The sequence below is a fragment of the Polaribacter cellanae genome (genome assembly GCF_017569185.1).
Classification (GTDB): domain Bacteria; phylum Bacteroidota; class Bacteroidia; order Flavobacteriales; family Flavobacteriaceae; genus Polaribacter; species Polaribacter cellanae.
The window spans coordinates 1,072,898-1,089,272 of record NZ_CP071869.1 but is presented as its reverse complement, the minus strand read 5'-3'; the positions used below and the strand labels follow the sequence as shown (position 1 = coordinate 1,089,272).

13 protein-coding genes and 1 other RNA gene are annotated in these 16,375 nt (G+C 29.4%); 7 read left to right on the top strand and 7 right to left on the bottom strand.

Annotation, left to right across the window (positions count from 1 at the left end):
* Nucleotides 1-138: 138 nt before the first annotated feature.
* The 5 genes from J3359_RS05035 to J3359_RS05015 all read right to left on the bottom strand — a co-directional run bounded on the left by J3359_RS05035 (nucleotide 139) and on the right by J3359_RS05015 (nucleotide 7,226).
* A complete protein-coding gene (locus tag J3359_RS05035; RefSeq protein ID WP_208079645.1) occupies nucleotides 139-2,082 on the bottom strand; it encodes an LTA synthase family protein in 1,944 nt (647 codons plus the stop codon).
* Nucleotides 2,083-2,088: 6 nt separating this feature from the next.
* On the bottom strand, nucleotides 2,089-3,918 hold the full coding sequence (locus J3359_RS05030) for an ABC transporter ATP-binding protein (protein ID WP_208079644.1): 1,830 nt from the start codon (nucleotides 3,916-3,918) through the stop codon (nucleotides 2,089-2,091).
* Nucleotides 3,918-5,633 (bottom strand): phospho-sugar mutase, encoded by a 1,716-nt coding sequence (locus J3359_RS05025; RefSeq protein ID WP_208079643.1) that lies wholly within the window; start codon nucleotides 5,631-5,633, stop codon nucleotides 3,918-3,920. The genes J3359_RS05030 and J3359_RS05025 overlap by 1 nt, the downstream gene beginning before the upstream one ends.
* Before the next feature lie 38 nt (nucleotides 5,634-5,671).
* A complete protein-coding gene (locus J3359_RS05020; protein WP_208079642.1) occupies nucleotides 5,672-6,628 on the bottom strand; it encodes a glycosyltransferase family 2 protein in 957 nt (318 codons plus the stop codon).
* Between the two features lie 76 nt (nucleotides 6,629-6,704).
* Entirely contained in the window at nucleotides 6,705-7,226 is a 522-nt protein-coding gene (locus tag J3359_RS05015; protein ID WP_208079641.1) for a DUF4199 domain-containing protein, read from the bottom strand.
* Nucleotides 7,227-7,403: 177 nt separating this feature from the next.
* Between J3359_RS05015 and ffs the strand changes: the two genes are divergently transcribed.
* Nucleotides 7,404-7,502: signal recognition particle sRNA small type (ffs, locus tag J3359_RS05010), an RNA gene on the top strand.
* 246 nt (nucleotides 7,503-7,748) lie between these two features.
* Nucleotides 7,749-8,552 carry an SDR family oxidoreductase gene (locus J3359_RS05005; RefSeq protein ID WP_208079640.1) on the top strand — a complete coding sequence of 268 codons (804 nt, stop codon included), beginning with the start codon at nucleotides 7,749-7,751 and terminating at the stop codon, nucleotides 8,550-8,552.
* Nucleotides 8,553-8,680: 128 nt separating this feature from the next.
* Here J3359_RS05005 and J3359_RS05000 read toward each other — a convergent pair whose 3' ends face one another.
* Nucleotides 8,681-9,688 carry an IS110 family RNA-guided transposase gene (locus J3359_RS05000; protein WP_208076828.1) on the bottom strand — a complete coding sequence of 336 codons (1,008 nt, stop codon included), beginning with the start codon at nucleotides 9,686-9,688 and terminating at the stop codon, nucleotides 8,681-8,683.
* 737 nt (nucleotides 9,689-10,425) lie between these two features.
* On the opposite strand from J3359_RS05000, the gene fsa reads away from it, so the two are divergent.
* From fsa to J3359_RS04980, 4 genes are all read left to right on the top strand, one after another.
* Nucleotides 10,426-11,079 carry a fructose-6-phosphate aldolase gene (fsa, locus tag J3359_RS04995; RefSeq protein WP_208079639.1) on the top strand — a complete coding sequence of 218 codons (654 nt, stop codon included), beginning with the start codon at nucleotides 10,426-10,428 and terminating at the stop codon, nucleotides 11,077-11,079.
* A gap of 262 nt (nucleotides 11,080-11,341) precedes the next feature.
* Nucleotides 11,342-13,000: a 2-succinyl-5-enolpyruvyl-6-hydroxy-3-cyclohexene-1-carboxylic-acid synthase gene (menD, locus tag J3359_RS04990; protein ID WP_208079638.1), complete on the top strand. Its 1,659-nt coding sequence runs from the start codon at nucleotides 11,342-11,344 to the stop codon at nucleotides 12,998-13,000.
* Nucleotides 13,000-13,482, top strand: a complete 483-nt coding sequence (locus tag J3359_RS04985) for a S1 RNA-binding domain-containing protein (RefSeq protein WP_243765987.1) — start codon at nucleotides 13,000-13,002, stop codon at nucleotides 13,480-13,482. Before menD ends, J3359_RS04985 begins: the two co-directional genes overlap by 1 nt.
* 7 nt (nucleotides 13,483-13,489) lie before the next feature.
* A complete protein-coding gene (locus tag J3359_RS04980) occupies nucleotides 13,490-14,176 on the top strand; it encodes a hypothetical protein (RefSeq protein WP_208079637.1) in 687 nt (228 codons plus the stop codon).
* Here the strand turns inward: J3359_RS04980 and J3359_RS04975 are convergent, their stop codons facing one another.
* A complete protein-coding gene (locus tag J3359_RS04975) occupies nucleotides 14,177-15,337 on the bottom strand; it encodes an alpha/beta hydrolase-fold protein (protein WP_243765986.1) in 1,161 nt (386 codons plus the stop codon).
* Nucleotides 15,338-15,403: 66 nt separating this feature from the next.
* On the opposite strand from J3359_RS04975, the gene J3359_RS04970 reads away from it, so the two are divergent.
* Nucleotides 15,404-16,243 (top strand): 1,4-dihydroxy-2-naphthoyl-CoA synthase, encoded by an 840-nt coding sequence (locus J3359_RS04970; protein ID WP_208079636.1) that lies wholly within the window; start codon nucleotides 15,404-15,406, stop codon nucleotides 16,241-16,243.
* Nucleotides 16,244-16,375 lie beyond the last annotated feature (132 nt).

Here is a 16,375-nt window from a genome sequence, read left to right as displayed (position 1 = left end):
TAATTTTTTCAAATTGAACATATATATGTTATAAATTAAGTTATTAAAATTAGTATAAAAACAATACCATTTCAATAGTAAAATTAAAGAAATGACAAATAACAACCTCTAATTTCTGATGAAAAAGACGAGAGATTATTATTTAATGGTATCGCCTTTTACTGTGTAGTGCCAAGCCAAAGACATTACACTATCTAATTCTTTTTTGTAATAATTTTTGGTATGTTTAAAACTATTAGGCTTATTAATATAATATGTTTTCGCTCCATAAGTTTTGGTAAAACTTATTATTTCATCTCGTGTATTTACCTTATCGTAACTGTACCCAATGTTCTTTTTAGAATTAATTAAGGAATTACCAAAACTATAATATTTAAAATTTGCAGGAGACACTAAATCATATAAAGTTGCACCTATGTCTTTATGGCTTCCAGCGGTTTTTGTTTCAACTAAATTACTTTTTAAGTTCTTTCCATAAATTATAAACGGAACTGTTGAAGATTCATAAAGTGTAGGTTTATTATTGATGAATTTTCTTCCAAAATGATCTCCCGTAAAAGAAAATAAAGAACTCTTAAATTTCTTTTCTGCTTTTTTTACAAATTCTCCCAACGTTTTGTCTGCATACCATAAGTGCCCCAAGGCTTTTACAGGTGTTTGTTCTTCATTATATTTTTTTTGAAATTCTAAAGGTAAATCGCTCTTTTTCTTATAAAAAAAACCTTTTTTGTATATATCTACTTCGTAAGGAGAGTGATAACTCATAGTAAGAATTACATTCAATGATTTTTTTGTATTATTTACTTTATTTAAAACCATTTTGTAAAGTGCTTCATCATCAATCCCCCAGATACCTTTTGAAGCTTTAGAGTTTGCAGCACCATAAACGTTTTCTGCACCTTGTTTTCTTACAAAATTATCAATATTTTGCCAAGATAAATAACCTCCGTAAAAGAAATTAGTTTCATAACCCATTTTTTTAAATTGTTCAAATATTGATGTTGGAAAAGTTCTTAAAGCACCAATTTTACTGATATTTATTCCACAATAAGGCACACTTGTTACAATTGTACCAAAAGAATTCATTGTTGTAGAAGCTGCAGGAGTAAAGTTCTTAAAACTTATGGCTTTATTTTCAATATTTGTTAATTCTGAACTTAATTTTAAATTTCTGTACTTTTTCATTAAAGGCCAAGAATCATAACTTTCCATTACCACTAAAAAAACTTGTTCTGGTTTTTCAATTAAAATTGAATTATTAATTGTTTCTTTTTTTAAGAGATTATTAATTGGAGAGAAATTATTTTGAATACTTAAAGGTATCTCTCCAAAAGGATTTTTATCATAAGATTTATTTATTTCATTATAATCTGAAATAGCGTTATTTAGAGATACAAAAGGGTTTGTTATTGTTTTGTTTATAAAATTATCAGGAGAAACTGCTGCATAAAAACGCCTTACAGGATACTTTGTATAGGAACCTCTAATGCTTCCAATAAATAGAACTAAAGCTAAAATTTTATATGTAATATTTTTATATTTAAAATTAAATTTATTTAGAAAATTATAAATCTTATTGCTATTTTCATAAAAGGTGAAGATTTTTAAAAATATAAAAATTAGGGTAATTATAATAAAACTATTAAAAATTGGATTAAAGTCAGATAAAATCGATTCAAAAACAGCTTTTTTATCATCATATAACCCCATAAAAAGAAAATGGTTAAACTGGTCTTTATATTCTTTGTAATAGTTAATGGTTACTACTGAAAAAATAACAGACAAAATTATAAATAAATACTGAAAAATAATTCTAATATTTTTTGTAAATCGACCTTTAAAAAAAGGAAGTAAAATATATAAACACAAAAAAGGAATTATTAAAAAATAAGATATTGCAGTAATATCAAACCGAAACCCCATAAAAAAAGAATTTATATAGTCTGAAATGAGTAAAGGGTTTTGAATATCTGAACTATAAATTAAGATAAAAGTTAATCTAAAGACAAAGAAAAAAAATACCCCAATAAACCAAAAAAACAAAAGATTACTAAATTCTTTTAAAAATAAATTTTTCTTCATAATTATTTAGCTTAAACTTTGCATGGTAACCAATTTAAAATATTCACCTTTTTTGACAAGTAACTCTTCATGTTTACCTTGTTCTACAATTTTTCCTTTTTTTAGTACCACAATTTTATCTGCTTTTTGGATGGTAGATAATCTGTGAGCAATCACTAACGAAGTTCTGTTTTGCATCATTTTTTCTAAAGCAACTTGTACCAATTGTTCAGATTCTGTATCTAAGGCAGAGGTGGCTTCGTCTAAAATCATAATTGGTGGGTTTTTTAAAACCGCTCTTGCAATGGATAAACGTTGTTTTTGTCCGCCAGAAATAGTATTTCCACTATCTCCAATGTTATTGTTGAATTGTTCTGGTAACTCTTTTATAAACTCGTAGGCATTTGCAATTTTAGCAGCTTCTAAAATGTGTTCTTCAGTGGCATTTTGTGCACCTAATTTAATATTGTTTTCAATGGTATCGTTAAATAAAATTGAATCTTGAGAAACAATTCCCATTAAATCACGCAACGATTTTTTAGTAATATTTTTTATGTTTTCGCCATCGATAAAAACGTCTCCTTTGTTTACATCGTAAAAACGGGTAATTAAATTGGCTAAAGTAGATTTTCCACTTCCAGATTGCCCAACCAAAGCAACAGTTTCTCCTTTATTAATCGTTAAAGAGAAATCTCTTAAAACATAATCGTTTTTGTATTTAAAAGAAATATTTTTAAACTCAATTTTATCTGTAAAATTTTGTTTTACAATGGCATTTGGTTTGTCTTTTATACTGTTTTCTGTATTTAAAACTTGCATAATTCTTTCTGCAGAAGCTTCTCCTTTTTGGATATTGTAAAAAGTGGTAGTAATTAATTTAATAGGGTTTAAAACAGTGTAAAACAACACAATATATCCCATAAATTCATCTGGTTGTAAGGCGCTTGTTTTAGATAAAACTTCTGTTCCTCCATACCAAAGAATGGCAATTATAGTTGCAGACCCTAAAAATTCACTCATTGGAGAAGCTAAAGATTGTCTGTGGAAAACACTTGTCATTAGTTGCTTAAAACTACTTGTAGAATTATTGAATTTCTTCTCAATTACATTTTCTGCATTAAATCCTTTAATAATTCTTAAACCAGTTAGGGTTTCTTCAATAAATGATAAAAAATTTCCAGTCTCTTTTTGAGCTTTAACAGAGCTAGCTTTTAATTTTTTACTGATAGAAGAAATTATAAAACCAGAAACTGGTAATAAAACAAATACAAAGAGTGTTAATTTTATACTCATAAACAACATAATGCTTATAGAAATTACCACTGTTAATGGTTCTCTTACCATTACTTCAATAGAAGTTAAAATAGAGTTTTCTACTTCTTGCACATCAGAAGTCATTCGTGCAATAATATCTCCTTTTCTTTTTTCTGAAAAATAAGCAATAGGCAATTCTATAATTTTACGATATAATTTATCACGTAAATCTTTTACAACTCCAGTTCGTAAAAATGTAATTACATAAGAAGCTAAATAGCGAAATAAATTTTTAAGAAAAAACAAAGACAATGCTAATAGACAGATAAAAAAAAGTGTATTTATTTCTCCATTCGTTTCAATTTTTTGAGAAATAAAATGATAGAAATTCTCTTTTAAAAACGAACCTATTTTAGTAATTCCCTCGTAAGTAGGTTTGCTGGTTACTTTTTTATCCGTCCCAAAAAGAATTCCTAAAACAGGAATAAAAGCTAAAACAGAAAGCACATTAAAAATAGCATACAGAATGTTAAATACAATGTTTAAAACCGTAAATTTCCTGTACTTTTTCTCATATTTTAAAATGTCCTTAAAGTAGCCCATTAATTTAGCTTCATTTCTTTAATAATACGTTGAATTTTAGCATCCAATGCAGTTTCTATCTTACCTGCATTTTCTTTTACATCTAAAGGAGCATTTACACTGAAATAAAATTTAATTTTAGGCTCAGTTCCACTTGGTCTTGCAGCAACTCTAGTTCCTTTTTCTGTTTGATAAATTAAAACATTCGACTTTGGTAAATCGATTGTTGTTTCTTTACCCGTAAGTAAGTTTTTTTGAATAGAAGCATCGTAATCTGTAAGCGTTTCTATTTTTTCTCCATCTATTTCAGTTAAAGGGTTATTTCTCATATCGCTTAACATTTGCTTTATTTCTGTAGCGCCATCCATGCCCTTTTTGGTAATAGAAATTAAATGCTCTTTGTAAAAATTATTTCGAACATAAATTGCTAATAATTCTTCATAAAAAGAACTTCCATTTTGTTTTGCTAGAGCCGCAACTTCACAAGCTAAAAGTGTTGCAGTTACTGCATCTTTATCTCTTACAAAATCGCCTACCATATATCCAAAACTCTCTTCTCCACCACCAATAAAATCTAAATTAGATGCATCTCTAATTAATTTTGCAATCCATTTAAAACCAGTTAAGCAAACTTTGGTTTCTACACCATAATTGGTAGCAACATCATTTACTAATTCTGTAGAAACAATGGTAGAACCTACAAACTGGTTTCCATTAATTTTGCCTTCTTCTTTCCATTTTCTTAATAGAAACTCCGTCATAACAACCATGGTTTGGTTTCCATTCATCAATTTCATATTTCCATTTGTATCTCTAACAGCGACTCCCAATCTATCACAATCTGGGTCTGTACCAATCACAATATCTGCATCAATTTTATTGGCTAAGTCAGTTGCCATTTTTAAAGCTTCTGGCTCTTCTGGATTTGGCGATTTTACAGTTGGGAAATCTCCATTTGGTTCTCTTTGTTTTTCAACAATATGTACATCTGTATAACCTGCTTTTTGTAAAGCATCTGGCACAGAAACAATCGAAGTTCCATGTAAAGAAGTAAAAACTATTTTTAAATTGTTACGATTTATTTTATCAAAAAGTTTTCCGTTTTTTACAGAACCTTCAATAAAAGCATCATCTACTTGTTTACCAATAATTTCTATTAAATTTTCATTTGCTTCGAATTTAATTTCCGAAAAATCTAAAGAATTTACTTCATTAATAATTCCACTATCATGTGGAGGCACAATTTGCCCACCATCTGCCCAATACACTTTGTAACCATTGTATTCTGGCGGGTTGTGAGAGGCTGTTAATACAATACCTGCATCACAGCCTAAATGACGTACAGCAAAAGATAATTCTGGTGTGGGTCTTAAATCTTCAAATAAAAATACTTTCATATTGTTTGCTGATAAAACATCTGCAACAATTTTTGCGAACTTTTTGCTGTTATGCCTGCAATCGTACGCGATTGCAACTTTTAATTGTTCGTTTTGTACGTTTTTATTTAAATAATTAGATAAACCTTGTGTTGCTCTTCCTAATGTATATTTATTTATTCTGTTAGTTCCTGCTCCCATAATTCCACGCATTCCACCAGTTCCAAACTCCATGTCTTTATAAAATCTGTCTGCCAAATCTGAAGAATTTGAACTTACCAATTGCTGAATTTCTTGTTGTGTTTCAATATCGAAAGTAGGAGAGAGCCACTTTTTTGCTTTATCTAAGATTTCGTTCATTTTAGTTAATTTTTATGAATAAAATACAAATATACATTTTAGAAATTGAGTTTTTCCTTTATTGAATAGTGTTTTTCGTTGCTTTTGGTCTTTATTATTAATTCGCCAATAAAACCTGCTAAAAATAATAAAGTTCCCAAAATCATAGAAGTAAGAGCAATGTAAAACCAGGGATTGTCAGTTACTAAAATAGTTTTAATACCATTGTAGAGTTTGTATAACTTTAAAACACCAATATAAAACGCGCTTGTGGTTCCGAATAAGAACATAAAAGTTCCCCAAAGTCCAAAAAAGTGCATGGGCCTTTTTCCGAATTTCGATAAAAAAGAAATGGTAATTAAATCGAGAAAACCATTTACAAATCGATCCATACCAAACTTTGTAACACCATATTTTCTAGCTTGGTGTTGCACCACTTTTTCGCCGATTTTTGTAAAACCTTCGTTTTTTGCCAAAACAGGAATGTATCTGTGCATTTCTCCACTTACTTTTACGGTTTTAATTACTTCGTTTTTGTAAGCTTTTAAACCGCAATTAAAATCGTGTAATTTTAAGCCTGAAGTTTTTCTTGCAGCCGCATTAAATAATTTTGAAGGAATATTTTTGGTAATTACATTATCGTAACGTTTCTTTTTCCAACCAGAAATAAGATCGAAATCTTCTTTTACAATCAGGTCGTATAATTCTGGAATTTCTTCTGGATTGTCTTGCAAATCTGCATCCATTGTTATGACAACATCTCCTTGTGCAAGTTCGAAACCTGCATCTAAAGCCTGCGATTTACCATAGTTTTTTTGAAAACGAATTCCTTTTACAGAGTCGTGTTTTTTAGATAGTTTTTCGATTACTTTCCAAGAAGTATCTGTACTACCATCGTCAATAAAAATAATTTCATATAAATAACGATTGGATTGCATAACTTTTGCAATCCAATCGTGTAATTCTTGTAAAGATTCTTCTTCGTTAAGAAGTGGTATTACTACCGAAATTTCCATATATAAGGTTCAGAGTTCTAAATTTGAATGTTCAAAGTTACTATTTTATTAGATATGGAACAACGAACTTTAAGATTTAGTATGTTTCTTCTTCAGATTTTTTCATGATTGCTGCTGCGATTGCTGCAACTACAAAACCACCAATAGCACTTCCAATAATTCCCATTGCAGCCATCATTCCAGGTCCTCTAAATGCTTTTCCCATTTCATTTGCATTCTCAATTTGTTCTTGAGTCATACCTTGATCCATTAGTTTTTGATTTTGAACTTCCATAACTTGATTCATAAATTCTGGTTCAATAAAATTCATAAAAATGTAATTGTAAATTACACCAATAAGTGCTGCTATTATCGCTACACCTACACCAACTTTTACACCTTGACCCCAAGACATAAATCCACCATTGGTTTCTTTAAACTTTTTTATACCAAATATGATAAAAACAATAAATAAAATTCCAGATATTAAAGCAACTGACCAATGTGGGTCTAAATGCATACCCATTGCATATACAATTAAGTTAATTACAACACTTATAATACCAAGTGTTAATCCATAATTTAAAATAATACTTTTACTACTTGCTTGATTTTCCATTTTTTTACTGATTTAGTTAGTTATACAAATATATTCATTTCGTCGAAATAGTATTCTGTTTTTAGTTTTTTTCTAAAAACTATTGCAACAATTAATTAGTATTCAAACATTTAAAAATGTTACAAAATTTTTAAGATTTTTTAATTGTTAAAATAAAAATCTATTGTAAATTTGCAGTGGCAAGTCCTACACAACTAGCTCCCTTTGAATCCTCCAGGGTGGGAACACAGCAAAGGTATTAGGTTGTAGCAGTGTGATGTAGATAGCTTGCCATTTTTTGTACCCTAAATTTAGATTATTTTTTTTTATTTTTTAGGTTGTCACGCTGAAAGTGCCTCACACACGAGTGAGCAGCAAATCGTAGGATTCTTTAAAGATGACAAACTGTATAGAGACTTTGCTTATAAAACATTACTTCTTATAAAATTTCTCGTTTTCTTTATTAATATTTTAAGATATTTGCAAAACTTTAAAGTTCAACTACAAATATTGAATTTTAAATATTGAATTTGAAACCAAAACATGTCTAAAGTTGTATTAGTTACTGGCGCTTCTTCTGGAATAGGGAAAGCAATTGCTACTTTTTTATCTGAAAAAGGATTTATTGTTTATGGAACCAGCAGAAACCCTAAAAATATAGAAGATTTTAACTTCAAATTAATTGCTTTAGATGTTTTAAATGTTGAAACTATTAAAGCCACAATATCTTCTATTATAAGTGTTGAAGGTAAGATAGATATTTTAGTAAATAATGCAGGGATTGGAGTTACTGGACCAATTGAAGAAACACCAACAGACGAAATGCGAAACGCATTTAACACCAACTTTTTTGGAGCAATTGATGTTATTAAAACAGTTTTGCCTTACATGCGTGAGCAAAAATGTGGACTTATAATCAACACAACTTCCATTGCTGGTTATATGGGGTTGCCTTTTAGAGGAATTTACTCATCATCTAAAGGAGCTTTAGAACTGGTAACAGAAGCCATAAGAATGGAAGTAAAAAGATATGGAATAGATTTGGTAAATGTGGCTCCAGGAGATTTTGCGACAGATATTATTTCCAGAAGGTACCACACACCACTTTTCGACGATTCCGTGTACAAAGAAAACTACAAAGCCAATTTAGATTTGATGGATGCTCATGTAAACACTGGGAAAAACCCAATTGAAATGGCTGAAAAAGTCTTTAAAATCATCAATACTAAAAATCCGAAAATACATTATAAAGTGGGTGGGTTTTTAGAGAAATTCTCGATTGTTTTGAAACGAATTTTACCAGATACTTGGTTCGAGAAGTTGTTAATGAATCATTATAAGTTATAAATACTATTTCTAAACCTCACAGATACTGTGTTAAAATCCTAATTTATTTATATTAATTTTCTATTTTTATATTTCATTTAGGAAATCAATTTTATGATTATCCTGTGGGCGATTCATTTCGCCCTTTTTTATTTCCATTGATATTCTGGATTATACTGTTGCTCATTTTTCCATAAGGTATAAATTACAATTAATAGTTTTCTCATCACAGCAATAACTCCTTGTTTTTTAGTATTTTGTTTTTCATTTAATCTTTTATAGAAAGTTTTCATTCTCTGATCAAATCTAGAAGCACAAAGTGCTGGCATATACAACGCTTCTCTTATATGCGAGTTCCCTTTTTTTGAAATTCTAGTTCGCCCTGATTTAGTTCCAGATTGATTTTCTACAACATCTAAACCAGCATAACTGACTAATTTACGAATACTACTACATTTTCTAAAACCATCTGTTTCTGCTAATAATTTAACAACAGTAAGCATTTGAATGCCTTTAATTGCTGTTATTCTATTAATTTTTTCTTCTAAATCTTTGTCTTTTGAGACCCATAATTTTATTTCTTTTTCACACTCATTTATACTATCTTCTTGCTGAACCAATAGCTTATTCATAATTGTAAGCACTTCTTCCAAAACACCGTGTTTACTCTCAAACGCATGCAATTGAGATTGTGTTGCAGATTTAGATTTTTTTAATTGTGATAACATTCTACACAAGTCTTTTATGGCTTGAAAATGTTCACTAATTGGTTCCCATAATGCTACTGAAAATGAAAACCCAAAAAGAGCGATTAATTTAGCATCAGCTTTATCTGTTTTTGTTTTTTGATGTAAACTTTTTCCAAAATATTTTATCTTTTGTGCTAATTGTACACTTACTTTTTCTTGCTGTTCAAATAAGAAATAACATAAATTCTCATGATAAACACCTGTAGCCTCCATAATATGAACTAAATAAACTTCCTTTTTACGTTTAGAAAACCATATTAAATAGTCTTTAAAGCCTTTTAGATCATTACTAAAACTACGTGTGCCTTTAATACTTAAACTTCCTGTTTGTGTTTGCTCTTGAAAACATACATCAAATTTCTTACAAGAAACATCAATGCCTACTACTTGTTTAATTACTTTGTCCATTTTGTTAGATTTACAAAGAATTCTTCCCACAGCCTAACCTCGTAATAATACTGGATATAATTATTGAAATTATTCCTAAAATACTGTTCAGGTTCTAAAGAAAGAAAGCTAGGTAAGAGGATATTCTGAAAGACGATATATGCAAATGCATTATCAAGGTTTGTTTCTTGCACTTACCTAGTTCTTTGTTTGTTTAAGTATCAAAACAAAACATTTTTATCCTTTTTTCAATGAACTTTATGTATTTTTATTCTTCAATTTAATCAAACACAAACATACGAGGTTTTTAAAACCTGTGAGGTCTTGTTGCGTTAGATTTGTTGCTGAAGTGTTTTTTTCGAAATGACAAACGAATGTCATTTCGACTTTATGGAGAAATCTTAACAAAGTAAAGATTTCTCAATTTCACTACGTTTCATTCGAAATGACAAATTATTTACAAAAAATTAGTTTCTATTTTCTATATTGTTTATAAACTACTAATAAATCAATTACCTTTTTAAAAGTAAAATCATTTTTGTTCTTATCTTTGTTGTTGGTAAATAGGCCTGCGTTAGGGATTGAAGTGGCATCCTTTTTTTTATAAAATAGTTCACAGTTTCTTTTGCATAAGAAATTTGTTTGAATAGTTGAGATACTGAAACAAGTTCTGCATAAAAAAAAGATACAACGTAAAGCCCGACCTTTTTAGGGAACGCCCTAATAATTAAAAAATATATACAACTAAAAATAAACGAATGAAATTTTTTATTGACACAGCAAATTTAGAACAAATTAAAGAGGCGCAAGCTTTAGGTATTTTAGATGGTGTAACTACGAATCCGTCTTTAATGGCGAAAGAAGGCATTACTGGCGAAGGAAATATTATTAACCATTATAAAGAAATTTGCGAGTTGGTAGATGGAGATGTTTCTGCAGAAGTAATTTCTACAGATTTCGAAGGTATGGTTAAAGAAGGAGAAGCTTTGGCTGCTTTAAATCCGCAAATTGTGGTAAAATTACCGATGATAAAAGACGGAGTAAAAGCATGTAAATATTTCTCTTCGAAAGGAATTAAAACGAATGTAACTTTAGTATTTTCTGCTGGGCAAGCTTTATTGGCAGCAAAAGCAGGTGCAACGTATGTTTCGCCATTTATTGGACGTTTAGACGATATTTCTACAGATGGTTTAAACCTAATTTCAGAAATTCGTTTAATTTACAATAATTATGGTTTCGAAACTGAAATTTTAGCAGCTTCTGTGCGTCATACAATGCATATTATAGATTGCGCAAAATTAGGTGCAGATGTTATGACTGGCCCTTTAAGCGCTATTGAAGGTTTGTTAAAACACCCTCTAACAGATATTGGTTTGGCAAAATTTTTGGCAGACTATAAGAAAGGAAATTAAAATTAGTTTTTAGTTATTAGTAGTTGGTTTTTAGTACTTACTCATAACTTTTAATTTAATTATTAGAAGCTATTTCCTGCTTTCCACTATATCTTTTTGCTGAAAAAAAAGCAAAAAGGATGTCGTTTCAATCAGGGCTAAACTTATTTAGAAGTAAATAGCAAAATTATAAACAGTTCTTAATTTGTTGGTTTTTAGTACTCACTAATAAGCTAAAAACCAACAACTAAAAACTTTTAAATCTTAAAAAAGATTTAAAACAATGTATCCAAAGAAACCTTTAGCTCAATTGGTAATTGCTGCATGCAAACAATTTAATGTTGGTACTGTTGTAATTTCTCCAGGTTCACGAAATGCTCCTTTAACGGTTGGTTTTTCGAATCATCCCAAAATAGAAACATTAAGTGTTGTAGACGAACGCTGTGCCGCTTTTTTTGCTTTAGGAATTGCACAACAAACAAGAAAACCAGTTGCAGTTTTATGCACTTCTGGCTCTGCTTTGTTAAATTATTATCCTGCAATTGCAGAAGCTTTTTACAGTAATATTCCGTTAGTGATAATTTCTGCAGACCGGCCAAAACATTTAATAGATATTGGCGATGGACAAACGATTCGTCAAGAAAATGTGTTTGCGAATCATATTTTGTTTTCTGCAAATTTGATTGAAAATCCAAAATTTAAAGCCAAAAATGCACAATTAATTGGAGAAGCATTACAGATTTCTGTTTCGCAACAAGGTCCTGTGCATGTAAATGTCCCTTTTGATGAACCTTTGTATGAAATCGTTTCGGAATTAAAAGAATTTCATTTTCCACATATTAGTATGAGTACTTTAGATAATTCTCATATTAATTATAAAAAATTAGCAAAAATTTGGAACACCTCAGAAAAGAAAATGATTGTTGTTGGTGTAAATTATCCAGATAAAGAACTTCATAACTTAATGGATTTGTATGCAGGAGATGATTCTGTTTTAATTTTTACAGAAACAACTTCGAATTTGCATCATAACAAAGCTGTAAATTCTATAGACCAACTAATTTTTTCTATGGAAGATGCTGAGTTTAAAGAATTACAGCCAGATATATTAATTACTTTTGGTGGAATGATTGTTTCGAAAAGAGTCAAACGATTTTTAAGAGATTATGCACCAAAACATCATTGGAATATCGATGAGAGAAAAGCAACCAATACTTTTTTCTGTTTGTCGGAATTTATTCAAACAAAACCAGTAGATTTCTTTTCTCATTTTAATACATTTATTACATCTCCAAAAAGTAATTATCAACCTAAATGGTTAGCAATTAGAGACGAGAGAAGAAAAAAACATGCAGCTTATTTTAAAGATATAAAATATTCCGATTTTTCTGTTTTCGAGCAAATTTTAAATAGCATTCCAGAGAATTGTCAACTTCAAATAAGCAATAGTTCTATTATAAGATATGCACAACTTTTTACGATAAAAAAGTCGCTAACAGTTTTTTGTAACAGAGGTACAAGTGGAATAGATGGAAGTACGTCTACAGCTATTGGAGCTGCTTTTGCAAGTGAAAAACAAACTATTTTTATAACTGGAGATTTAAGTTTTTTCTACGATTCTAATGCACTTTGGAATAATTATATTCCAAAGAATTTTAGAATTATTTTAATTAACAACTCTGGTGGTGGAATTTTTAAAATAATTCCCGGCCCAAGAACTACAAATGCGCATCTATATTTTGAAACTCCGCATAATTTAACAGCGGAATATTTGGCTAAAATGTATAATTTCGATTATGTAAAAGCGCATTCAAAAGAAAGTACAGAAAAAAGATTACAAGGTTTTTTTGAAACATCAGAAAAACCAAAAATATTAGAAATTTGTACGCCAAGTAAAGAAAATGATTTAGTTTTAAAAGAATACTTTAAATATATAAAATAATGAGTTTACACGAAGAAGAAAATAATTCACACGAAAATGAAAATGATTTTCAAGAACATGATTATAATTTTAAAGAGGGAGATAAGGTAAATTTAGTTATTGAAACAGAAACAGGTTTAGGTTATACTGTTTTAATTAACGATGAATTTGATGGTTTGCTTTTTAGAAGTGAGGTTTTCCAAGAATTGGAAGAAAATATGGAAGTTACTGGCTATATAAAAAATATTAGAGAAGATGGTAAAATAGATGTTTCTTTACGTCCACAAGGTTTTAGAAATGTCATAGATTCAGATGTTGATAAAGTCATAACAAAACTAAAAGACAGCAGAGAAGGTTTTTTAATGTTAACAGATAAAAGTTCGCCAGATGCTATTCGTTTTCATATGAAAATGAGTAAAAAAGCCTTTAAAAAAGCGGTTGGTAATTTATACAAGCAAAAACTAATCGTAATAAAAGAAGATAGAATTGAATTGGTAAAATAGCAAAGAGATGAAAAATTTTTTACTATATATATTAATTTTTAGTGCAACAGTTGTAAATGCTCAATTTACAGAAACTTTATCTTCAGATAGACCAGGACAAGCTTTGTCTGTAAATACAGTTGGTAAAAACGTTTTTCAAATTCAAGCTGGAATCGATTTTTTTAACAATAATTCCGAGTTCTTTCCAAATTCTTATTTTAGATATGGACTTTCAGAAAAGTTTGAGTTAAACTCAGGTATTATTTTATCAGGAAATAAATTTGCTAACGATATCGCTTCTTTTTCCATTGGAGCAAGGTATAATCTGTCTGAAGTTAATAGTAAATACGCTTCCACTTTACAGTTTTCTCACGATTTTGGAACGACAATTCAAAATTCTCAATTAACCTATATTTTAGGAAGTTCTTTATCCGATAAACTTTCTTATACCATTAATTTAGGGATTAATTTCGATAATGATTTTAGCTTTAATAACGGAATTTATGTATTTAACTTATCTTATGTAATAAATTCGAAAATGGGGGTTTTTCTAGAACCTTTTGGAAACTTTTTAAATAGTTTTCAGTTGAATTTCGATTCTGGTGTCTATTATCTTCTAAATAACAATTTTCAGATAGATACACTTATAGGATATAATAATAGTTTGTTTGTAGGAACAGGATTTACCTGGAGAATTCCTTCGAAAAAAAGCTAATTATCTACCTCCAATTCTTAAGATGTTTTCATAAAAAGCATCTGCATTAGGATCGGAAGGATCCATCTTTCCATACCCAATTTTATAATATTTTAAAGCTTTTCTAATATCGTTTCCTTTTTCGTAATATCTACCTAAATAATAATCTCCTAAAGGTGAAGTAGGAAATAATTTTAGAATCATTTTACCAAAATTTAATAGTTGATCTCCATTTTCTTTTTCAATAACTATTTTTTCAACAGCATAAATATCTCTTTCTCTAATACCTAAGTTACTTCCAAAGAGGTATTCGATTTCCAAGTATTTGTTTTCTAAATAGGCGATTGCATCAATAGGAGAGAGGTCTTTTACTTTTGTGTCAAACTCCTCTTTGGAGATGGCAGAATAAATTTCGAAAGTTTTATTTAAAGCTCTAGGAATTGCTTCAGAAATTGCAGAAACACTGCTGGCAGTATTTATGTTGTCGTTTATTACATTAAAGTTTTTAATTTCTAAACCTGTTAAAGCGTTTTGTACTTCTCTTATTTTTAATTGTTTAGCGTCGGAAAAAGAGTTGGAGTTATTTGTGTAAAAATAGAAGGTGTTATCTTCATTTTGATATCTTTCTAAGCTAAAAGATTGCAGTTGGTTCTCAATAAAGTCAGAAAAAGTAGGATTAATACAAATGTAAGAATTTATAAAAGGCTTATTTTCCCTTAAGAAATTTGTAATTAAATTAGCAGAAGTTCCTTCTCCAATAATAGAAATAAAAGGAGAGGTTTTATAATTACTTTCAATATCAAAAATGACCTCATTTTTTATAAATTGATAAAATTTTTCATTATTTGTCGTTAATTTTTCACTGTTTAAATTGAAGTAAGTATCAATCTTTCGAGTTTTTTCCATTTCAATTCCCACAACAATTTGTTTAGGAGCTTTATCTTTTGAAGCAAATAAAACAGCGTTTCCTACATAAGTATCAAATAAATATTCTGCATCTAAAACAATGGCCAGAGGATAATTTTTTTCCTTCGTTTCGTCATAACCTTCAGGCAAGTATATTCTTATGGTTCTTTTCGAATCTACAAAATCCGATACAATTGTTTTTTTGATAATTTTTTGTGAAAAAACACAAATGGAAAAAAGTAAAAATATTAATGAAAGCGATTTCTTAATCATCATTTAGAATGTTTATTTTTGTAAGCAATAAATTTTTGTTCTCTTTTAGAACGACCAAAATACAAAAATATGATACAACCTGATTGGAAAACAGCTAAAGAATATGAAGATATTACCTATAAAAAGTGTAATGGTGTTGCTAGAATAGCCTTTAACAGACCCAATGTTAGAAACGCTTTTCGCCCAAAAACAACCAAAGAATTGTATGATGCTTTCTATGATGCAGGAGAAGATGTAACTATTGGTGTGGTTTTGTTATCTGCTGAAGGACCAAGTACAAAAGATGGAGTATATTCTTTCTGTTCTGGAGGAGATCAAAAAGCGAGAGGACATCAAGGTTATGTTGGAGAAGATGGATACCATCGTTTAAATATTTTAGAAGTACAACGTTTAATAAGATTTATGCCAAAAGCGGTTATTTGTGTCGTTCCAGGTTGGGCAGTAGGTGGAGGCCATTCTTTACATGTAGTTTGCGATTTGACCTTAGCAAGTAAAGAACATGCTATTTTTAAACAAACAGATGCAGATGTAACTTCTTTTGATGGGGGTTATGGTTCTGCTTATTTGGCGAAAATGGTGGGACAAAAAAAGGCAAGAGAAATTTTCTTTTTAGGAAGAAATTATTCAGCTCAAGAAGCGTATGAAATGGGAATGGTAAATGCTGTAATTCCTCATGCTGAATTAGAAAGTACTGCTTACGAATGGGCACAAGAAATTTTAGAAAAATCACCAACCTCTATAAAAATGCTAAAATTCGCAATGAATTTAACGGATGATGGAATGGTTGGTCAACAAGTTTTTGCAGGAGAAGCAACACGTTTGGCTTATATGACAGATGAAGCAAAAGAAGGAAGGGATGCATTTTTGGAGAAAAGAAAACCTAATTTTCTTAAAAAGTGGATACCTTAGTCCCATCTTAATCTTCCCAAAGGGAAGAAACGATTGCGAAAATTAGTCTGCAAAAAAAAATCATTTCCAATAAAAGAGTATTAAATTAGTATAAGAGTGTTTTTCCCAAAAGAGGAAAAATTTGTTTAAGAA

Bases quoted from the DNA above. Each gene is read 5' to 3' on its own strand.
- fsa (WP_208079639.1), top strand. From the start codon at position 10,426: ATGAAATTTTTTATTGACACAGCAAATTTAGAACAAATTAAAGAGGCG.
- J3359_RS04980 (WP_208079637.1), top strand. From the start codon at position 13,490: ATGAAAAATTTTTTACTATATATATTAATTTTTAGTGCAACAGTTGTA.
- J3359_RS05000 (WP_208076828.1), bottom strand. From the start codon at position 9,688: ATGGACAAAGTAATTAAACAAGTAGTAGGCATTGATGTTTCTTGTAAG.
- J3359_RS05020 (WP_208079642.1), bottom strand. From the start codon at position 6,628: ATGGAAATTTCGGTAGTAATACCACTTCTTAACGAAGAAGAATCTTTA.
- J3359_RS05035 (WP_208079645.1), bottom strand. From the start codon at position 2,082: ATGAAGAAAAATTTATTTTTAAAAGAATTTAGTAATCTTTTGTTTTTT.
- J3359_RS05005 (WP_208079640.1), top strand. From the start codon at position 7,749: ATGTCTAAAGTTGTATTAGTTACTGGCGCTTCTTCTGGAATAGGGAAA.
- J3359_RS05015 (WP_208079641.1), bottom strand. From the start codon at position 7,226: ATGGAAAATCAAGCAAGTAGTAAAAGTATTATTTTAAATTATGGATTA.
- J3359_RS04970 (WP_208079636.1), top strand. From the start codon at position 15,404: ATGATACAACCTGATTGGAAAACAGCTAAAGAATATGAAGATATTACC.
- J3359_RS05030 (WP_208079644.1), bottom strand. From the start codon at position 3,918: ATGGGCTACTTTAAGGACATTTTAAAATATGAGAAAAAGTACAGGAAA.
- J3359_RS04975 (WP_243765986.1), bottom strand. From the start codon at position 15,337: ATGATGATTAAGAAATCGCTTTCATTAATATTTTTACTTTTTTCCATT.
- menD (WP_208079638.1), top strand. From the start codon at position 11,342: ATGTATCCAAAGAAACCTTTAGCTCAATTGGTAATTGCTGCATGCAAA.
- J3359_RS05025 (WP_208079643.1), bottom strand. From the start codon at position 5,633: ATGAACGAAATCTTAGATAAAGCAAAAAAGTGGCTCTCTCCTACTTTC.
- J3359_RS04985 (WP_243765987.1), top strand. From the start codon at position 13,000: ATGAGTTTACACGAAGAAGAAAATAATTCACACGAAAATGAAAATGAT.